Annotated in this window: 5 protein-coding genes; 1 reads left to right on the plus strand and 4 read right to left on the minus strand. The window is 39.5% G+C overall.

Annotated elements, in window-relative coordinates; translation table 11 throughout:
* Positions 1-749 precede the first annotated feature (749 nt).
* Complete coding sequence (locus I1A42_RS24580) at positions 750-944, plus strand: hypothetical protein (RefSeq protein ID WP_196125805.1); 195 nt, start codon at positions 750-752, stop codon at positions 942-944.
* Positions 945-3,658: 2,714 nt separating this feature from the next.
* Here the strand turns inward: I1A42_RS24580 and I1A42_RS24585 are convergent.
* From I1A42_RS24585 to I1A42_RS24600, 4 genes are all read right to left on the minus strand, one after another.
* The gene (locus tag I1A42_RS24585; protein ID WP_196125807.1) at positions 3,659-3,979 is read right to left on the minus strand and encodes a hypothetical protein; all 321 of its coding nucleotides are present in this window, start codon (positions 3,977-3,979) and stop codon (positions 3,659-3,661) included.
* The gene (locus I1A42_RS24590; RefSeq protein WP_196125809.1) at positions 3,976-4,341 is read right to left on the minus strand and encodes a hypothetical protein; all 366 of its coding nucleotides are present in this window, start codon (positions 4,339-4,341) and stop codon (positions 3,976-3,978) included. Before I1A42_RS24590 ends, I1A42_RS24585 begins: the two co-directional genes overlap by 4 nt.
* A 1,876-nt stretch (positions 4,342-6,217) precedes the next feature.
* Entirely contained in the window at positions 6,218-6,538 is a 321-nt protein-coding gene (locus I1A42_RS24595) for a hypothetical protein (RefSeq protein WP_196125807.1), read from the minus strand.
* A complete protein-coding gene (locus I1A42_RS24600) occupies positions 6,535-6,900 on the minus strand; it encodes a hypothetical protein (protein ID WP_196125809.1) in 366 nt (121 codons plus the stop codon). The genes I1A42_RS24595 and I1A42_RS24600 overlap by 4 nt, the downstream gene beginning before the upstream one ends.
* Positions 6,901-7,577: the final 677 nt, after the last annotated feature.

Consider the following 7,577-nt stretch of genomic DNA (forward strand, 5'->3'; position numbering starts at 1 on the left):
TGGTTGTTAGTAAGGATAAAAATAAATCGCGGCCGAAAATATGGAGACTCTATTTGGATGAGTTCGGAAGAATCTTAAGAGATTCTCAAGGGAATCTTGTTGGATTCTCATAAGAATCTCATGAGATTAACTGTATGATTTTAAAGAAATAATTGTCTTTAAGAATCTCTTAAGATTCTCGTTAAGTACTTGAAATATAAGGAAACGCATGTTCGAATTTTTCGACAGATTCTAATTAGATTCTTCTGTTATAGGGTTGAGAGAATCTCTTAAGAATCTTAAGAGATTCTAATTTCCTCCATATTTCCTTTATTTCAAAACCTCTATTTTCTAAAACGATTCCTCTATCTTGCAGAGTTCTCCTATTTTCTGACGCACTTCGCTTGTCGCATTGATGTCCCTGGTCAAATTGCTTCGCAAATTAACCAGGGACATCAATGTGTGGACAAAATGTATAGTTTTAAGGCTTTGGAGGGAAAAATCGCATCAAATAGATCTAAGGTTTTTACCTTTCTGAGTCCCTCTAAAAGCGTTGTAAACTTTCAAAACGATCAGGGCATAGAGTTGGGTGGTTTGGGGTGTAAAAAGCGCGTCTCGAGCATTTGAGAGGCTCTAAAGGGTGTTTTGAATGCTTAATCCGGCCATTGAACATAAAAGGGATAATGTGACCCTCTGTGTGTCTCCATCGAGCAAGTTTTTGCCCCCTAAATGGTCATGATAGACTCTTTTTTTTATGAAGGATTTTTTTTATGGCTAGGTCTGAAAAATATATATCAATAATTATATTTACGGTTTTTATTTTGGCTTTTTCATCTGCTAGTGGGTATCAATTTATTGGGGATTGGTTTGAAAAAATAATCAATGGCGCAGGGATGTTTATTTCTCTTCTTGTCATGGTTGCGTTATTTGGTATTTATAAAGGCGCAGCGCTTTTTTTCAAGTAAGCAATTGAAAATACTAGCATACTGTATGGTTTGTATTACTTTACTAACTTACCTATACCCTCTATTTAAGTATACTGAACAAGATAGCAGAGACTTTATGTCGACGTTTATTTACGACGTGGTCATCAATATCATTATCTTTATTCTTTTAATCAAGGAAGCCAAAAAATGAGTACTGCAAATATAATTTCACAATTAAAAGCTGGCTCTCCTCTTATAACTTTATTAAGATGGTGAAGGGGCGTTTTTGACGACAGAAGTAGTGCAGATGAATTGTATTCGGATTTAATTCCTGTATTACAAGATTTTTTACTTCAAGGACGCAGATTCAATGATCCTTCGGTTCAGCATATCGTTCACATTCTTAGCGAGTTACCACCGGAAGGAGCAAGAAGACGAAATTTCGTAAAGAAATATCTCCAAGATGAATATACATTAAGAGACTTACCTGCTGATCCAAGGCAAATCCCGTATGGGTTTTGGTATTGATTGTACAGATGCGGTTAAATAAAACTAAAGGTTGATAAGGACGGGGGCTGTTTATGAAACAGAAGAAAGATCATTTGCGATCTTTTTTTTTTTCGACGTAACCTTTCTCCAGATGTGAAAAAACCACCGTTGGCGCGGTGGTTTTTTCGGAATACTTACGGGTTCAGGGCCTTTGTAAGTCCTTTCATGATAGTCATTATGTAAGAGCACTTCAAGACCTCTGTAAGTTTCCTGCCCTCTATTTGGATTCAAGATGTTTATTGGATAGAGCGACGCACATTAGCCACCGACCAAGGGAAGTCCGAAAGGTGGCAGGTAAAGGCATTTATCAGAACTTGCGAAAGCACGATAACACCGCCCCGTTGTAGCTGCTAGATGGGGACAAGCGGAAAAGGAAAAACTGATAGATGTTGTGAGACTCGGATGGGGGCGAAAGCTTTACTCACAGCGCAGGGCAGCCCGAAAGGGTAAGAGACAAAACTCCAACGGAAAGCGACCATAAATGATGCCAAAATTCATTGCGAATTTGGTAGGGGTCGGCGCAGCCGAAAGGCTGTTTTCCTACAAAAAAAAACACTTGTTGTGCGCGGAGCGCAAGCGTTCCATTCTCTCGATCTCTCTTAACGATTGTGGGCAATCTGTTGGTCGGCTTGCCGTCCACATATTGTCCATCATGAGTGCTCGTTCTTACTATTTTTTTATCACACCTAACGCAGTTTACACTGCTGGTATTTAGTCCTTTTACGGGAAGGCTTTTGGGTGTGCACAGCTTAAATTATCGCCGTGCACGTTTTCCCCTCAAACCTTTGTTGTACTTGGGTTTAGAGCGTATACGTGTAGGCATAGGCGATCACGGCCACAACGCCTGCGATTGTTACTGCAGCTGTCAGTTGAACGATGTTGTCTAGTAGCCAATTTGTTGGGTTCTTCATTCGTAAGCCTTCTCTTATTCTTTTGTTGCAATGTAACGTGGAATATTCCTAACTCAATCGCCGTTATTGGCTTAAATGCCATGGAACTTGGCGCCAAAATATCTGTTTTAGCTTTTTTAGCCGGTCATATTGGGGGCTGGTTTAATGCGTAAATTGTTAGGTACTACACCCCTCGCAAATCTACGATTTGCGAGGGGTTAGTACCTAAATTTACGCATTAAACCAGCCCCAATATGACCGGCTAAAAAAGCTAAAACAGATATTTTGGCGCCAAGTTCCATGGCATTTAAGCCAATAACGGCGATTGAGTTAGGAATATTTCCACGTTACATTGCAACAAAAGAATAAAGAGAAGGCTTACGAATGAAGAACCCAACAAATTGGCTACTAGACAACATCGTTCAACTGACAGCTGCAGTAACAATCGCAGGCGTTGTGGCCGTGATCGCCTATGCCTACACGTATACGCTCTAAACCCAAGTACAACAAAGGTTTGAGGGGAAAACGTGCACGGCGATAATTTAAGCTGTGCACACCCAAAAGCCTTCCCGTAAAAGGACTAAATACCAGCAGTGTAAACTGCGTTAGGTGTGATAAAAAAATAGTAAGAACGAGCACTCATGATGGACAATATGTGGACGGCAAGCCGACCAACAGATTGCCCACAATCGTTAAGAGAGATCGAGAGAATGGAACGCTTGCGCTCCGCGCACAACAAGTGTTTTTTTTGTAGGAAAACAGCCTTTCGGCTGCGCCGACCCCTACCAAATTCGCAATGAATTTTGGCATCATTTATGGTCGCTTTCCGTTGGAGTTTTGTCTCTTACCCTTTCGGGCTGCCCTGCGCTGTGAGTAAAGCTTTCGCCCCCATCCGAGTCTCACAACATCTATCAGTTTTTCCTTTTCCGCTTGTCCCCATCTAGCAGCTACAACGGGGCGGTGTTATCGTGCTTTCGCAAGTTCTGATAAATGCCTTTACCTGCCACCTTTCGGACTTCCCTTGGTCGGTGGCTAATGTGCGTCGCTCTATCCAATAAACATCTTGAATCCAAATAGAGGGCAGGAAACTTACAGAGGTCTTGAAGTGCTCTTACATAATGACTATCATGAAAGGACTTACAAAGGCCCTGAACCCGTAAGTATTCCGAAAAAACCACCGCGCCAACGGTGGTTTTTTCACATCTGGAGAAAGGTTACGTCGAAAAAAAAAAGATCGCAAATGATCTTTCTTCTGTTTCATAAACAGCCCCCGTCCTTATCAACCTTTAGTTTTATTTAACCGCATCTGTACAATCAATACCAAAACCCATACGGGATTTGCCTTGGATCAGCAGGTAAGTCTCTTAATGTATATTCATCTTGGAGATATTTCTTTACGAAATTTCGTCTTCTTGCTCCTTCCGGTGGTAACTCGCTAAGAATGTGAACGATATGCTGAACCGAAGGATCATTGAATCTGCGTCCTTGAAGTAAAAAATCTTGTAATACAGGAATTAAATCCGAATACAATTCATCTGCACTACTTCTGTCGTCAAAAACGCCCTTCACCATCTTTAATAAAGTTATAAGAGGAGAGCCAGCTTTTAATTGTGAAATTATATTTGCAGTACTCATTTTTTGGCTTCCTTGATTAAAAGAATAAAGATAATGATATTGATGACCACGTCGTAAATAAACGTCGACATAAAGTCTCTGCTATCTTGTTCAGTATACTTAAATAGAGGGTATAGGTAAGTTAGTAAAGTAATACAAACCATACAGTATGCTAGTATTTTCAATTGCTTACTTGAAAAAAGCGCTGCGCCTTTATAAATACCAAATAACGCAACCATGACAAGAAGAGAAATAAACATCCCTGCGCCATTGATTATTTTTTCAAACCAATCCCCAATAAATTGATACCCACTAGCAGATGAAAAAGCCAAAATAAAAACCGTAAATATAATTATTGATATATATTTTTCAGACCTAGCCATAAAAAAATCCTTCATAAAAAAAAGAGTCTATCATGACCATTTAGGGGGCAAAAACTTGCTCGATGGAGACACACAGAGGGTCACATTATCCCTTTTATGTTCAATGGCCGGATTAAGCATTCAAAACACCCTTTAGAGCCTCTCAAATGCTCGAGACGCGCTTTTTACACCCCAAACCACCCAACTCTATGCCCTGATCGTTTTGAAAGTTTACAACGCTTTTAGAGGGACTCAGAAAGGTAAAAACCTTAGATCTATTTGATGCGATTTTTCCCTCCAAAGCCTTAAAACTATACATTTTGTCCACACATTGATGTCCCTGGTTAATTTGCGAAGCAATTTGACCAGGGACATCAATGCGACAAGCGAAGTGCGTCAGAAAATAGGAGAACTCTGCAAGATAGAGGAATCGTTTTAGAAAAATAGAGGTTTTGAAATAAAGGAAATATGGAGGAAATTAGAATCTCTTAAGATTCTTAAGAGATTCTCTCAACCTATAACAGAAGAATCTAATTAGAATCTGTCGAAAAATTCGAACATGCGTTTCCTTATATTTCAAGTACTTAACGAGAATCTTAAGAGATTCTTAAAGACAATTATTTCTTTAAAATCATACAGTTAATCTCATGAGATTCTTATGAGAATCCAACAAGATTCCCTTGAGAATCTCTTAAGATTCTTCCGAACTCATCCAAATAGAGTCTCCATATTTTCGGCCGCGATTTATTTTTATCCTTACTAAACAACCATTTAGACAAATCTACGATTTGCGAGGGGTGTAGTACCTAAAATTTACGCATTAAACCAGCCCCAATATGACCGGCTAAAAAAAGCTAAAACAGATATTTTGGCGCCAAGTTCCATGGCATTTAAGCCAATAACGGCGATTGAGTTAGGAATATTTCCACGTTACATTGCAACAAAAGAATAAAGAGAAGGCTTACGAATGAAGAACCCAACAAATTGGCTACTAGACAACATCGTTCAACTGACAGCTGCAGTAACAATCGCAGGCGTTGTGGCCGTGATCGCCTATGCCTACACGTATACGCTCTAAACCCAAGTACAACAAAGGTTTGAGGGGAAAACGTGCACGGCGATAATTTAAGCTGTGCACACCCAAAAGCCTTCCCGTAAAAGGACTAAATACCAGCAGTGTAAACTGCGTTAGGTGTGATAAAAAAATAGTAAGAACGAGCACTCATGATGGACAATATGTGGACGGCAAGCCGACCAACAGATTGCCCACAATCGTTAAGAGAGATCGAGAGAATGGAACGCTTGCGCTCCGCGCACAACAAGTGTTTTTTTTGTAGGAAAACAGCCTTTCGGCTGCGCCGACCCCTACCAAATTCGCAATGAATTTTGGCATCATTTATGGTCGCTTTCCGTTGGAGTTTTGTCTCTTACCCTTTCGGGCTGCCCTGCGCTGTGAGTAAAGCTTTCGCCCCCATCCGAGTCTCACAACATCTATCAGTTTTTCCTTTTCCGCTTGTCCCCATCTAGCAGCTACAACGGGGCGGTGTTATCGTGCTTTCGCAAGTTCTGATAAATGCCTTTACCTGCCACCTTTCGGACTTCCCTTGGTCGGTGGCTAATGTGCGTCGCTCTATCCAATAAACATCTTGAATCCAAATAGAGGGCAGGAAACTTACAGAGGTCTTGAAGTGCTCTTACATAATGACTATCATGAAAGGACTTACAAAGGCCCTGAACCCGTAAGTATTCCGAAAAAACCACCGCGCCAACGGTGGTTTTTTCACATCTGGAGAAAGGTTACGTCGAAAAAAAAAAGATCGCAAATGATCTTTCTTCTGTTTCATAAACAGCCCCCGTCCTTATCAACCTTTAGTTTTATTTAACCGCATCTGTACAATCAATACCAAAACCCATACGGGATTTGCCTTGGATCAGCAGGTAAGTCTCTTAATGTATATTCATCTTGGAGATATTTCTTTACGAAATTTCGTCTTCTTGCTCCTTCCGGTGGTAACTCGCTAAGAATGTGAACGATATGCTGAACCGAAGGATCATTGAATCTGCGTCCTTGAAGTAAAAAATCTTGTAATACAGGAATTAAATCCGAATACAATTCATCTGCACTACTTCTGTCGTCAAAAACGCCCTTCACCATCTTTAATAAAGTTATAAGAGGAGAGCCAGCTTTTAATTGTGAAATTATATTTGCAGTACTCATTTTTTGGCTTCCTTGATTAAAAGAATAAAGATAATGATATTGATGACCACGTCGTAAATAAACGTCGACATAAAGTCTCTGCTATCTTGTTCAGTATACTTAAATAGAGGGTATAGGTAAGTTAGTAAAGTAATACAAACCATACAGTATGCTAGTATTTTCAATTGCTTACTTGAAAAAAGCGCTGCGCCTTTATAAATACCAAATAACGCAACCATGACAAGAAGAGAAATAAACATCCCTGCGCCATTGATTATTTTTTCAAACCAATCCCCAATAAATTGATACCCACTAGCAGATGAAAAAGCCAAAATAAAAACCGTAAATATAATTATTGATATATATTTTTCAGACCTAGCCATAAAAAAATCCTTCATAAAAAAAAGAGTCTATCATGACCATTTAGGGGGCAAAAACTTGCTCGATGGAGACACACAGAGGGTCACATTATCCCTTTTATGTTCAATGGCCGGATTAAGCATTCAAAACACCCTTTAGAGCCTCTCAAATGCTCGAGACGCGCTTTTTACACCCCAAACCACCCAACTCTATGCCCTGATCGTTTTGAAAGTTTACAACGCTTTTAGAGGGACTCAGAAAGGTAAAAACCTTAGATCTATTTGATGCGATTTTTCCCTCCAAAGCCTTAAAACTATACATTTTGTCCACACATTGATGTCCCTGGTTAATTTGCGAAGCAATTTGACCAGGGACATCAATGCGACAAGCGAAGTGCGTCAGAAAATAGGAGAACTCTGCAAGATAGAGGAATCGTTTTAGAAAAATAGAGGTTTTGAAATAAAGGAAATATGGAGGAAATTAGAATCTCTTAAGATTCTTAAGAGATTCTCTCAACCTATAACAGAAGAATCTAATTAGAATCTGTCGAAAAATTCGAACATGCGTTTCCTTATATTTCAAGTACTTAACGAGAATCTTAAGAGATTCTTAAAGACAATTATTTCTTTAAAATCATACAGTTAATCTCATGAGATTCTTATGAGAATCCAACAAGATTCCCTTGAGAATCTCTTAAGAA

The organism is Vibrio nitrifigilis (assembly GCF_015686695.1).
Taxonomy (GTDB): domain Bacteria; phylum Pseudomonadota; class Gammaproteobacteria; order Enterobacterales; family Vibrionaceae; genus Vibrio; species Vibrio nitrifigilis.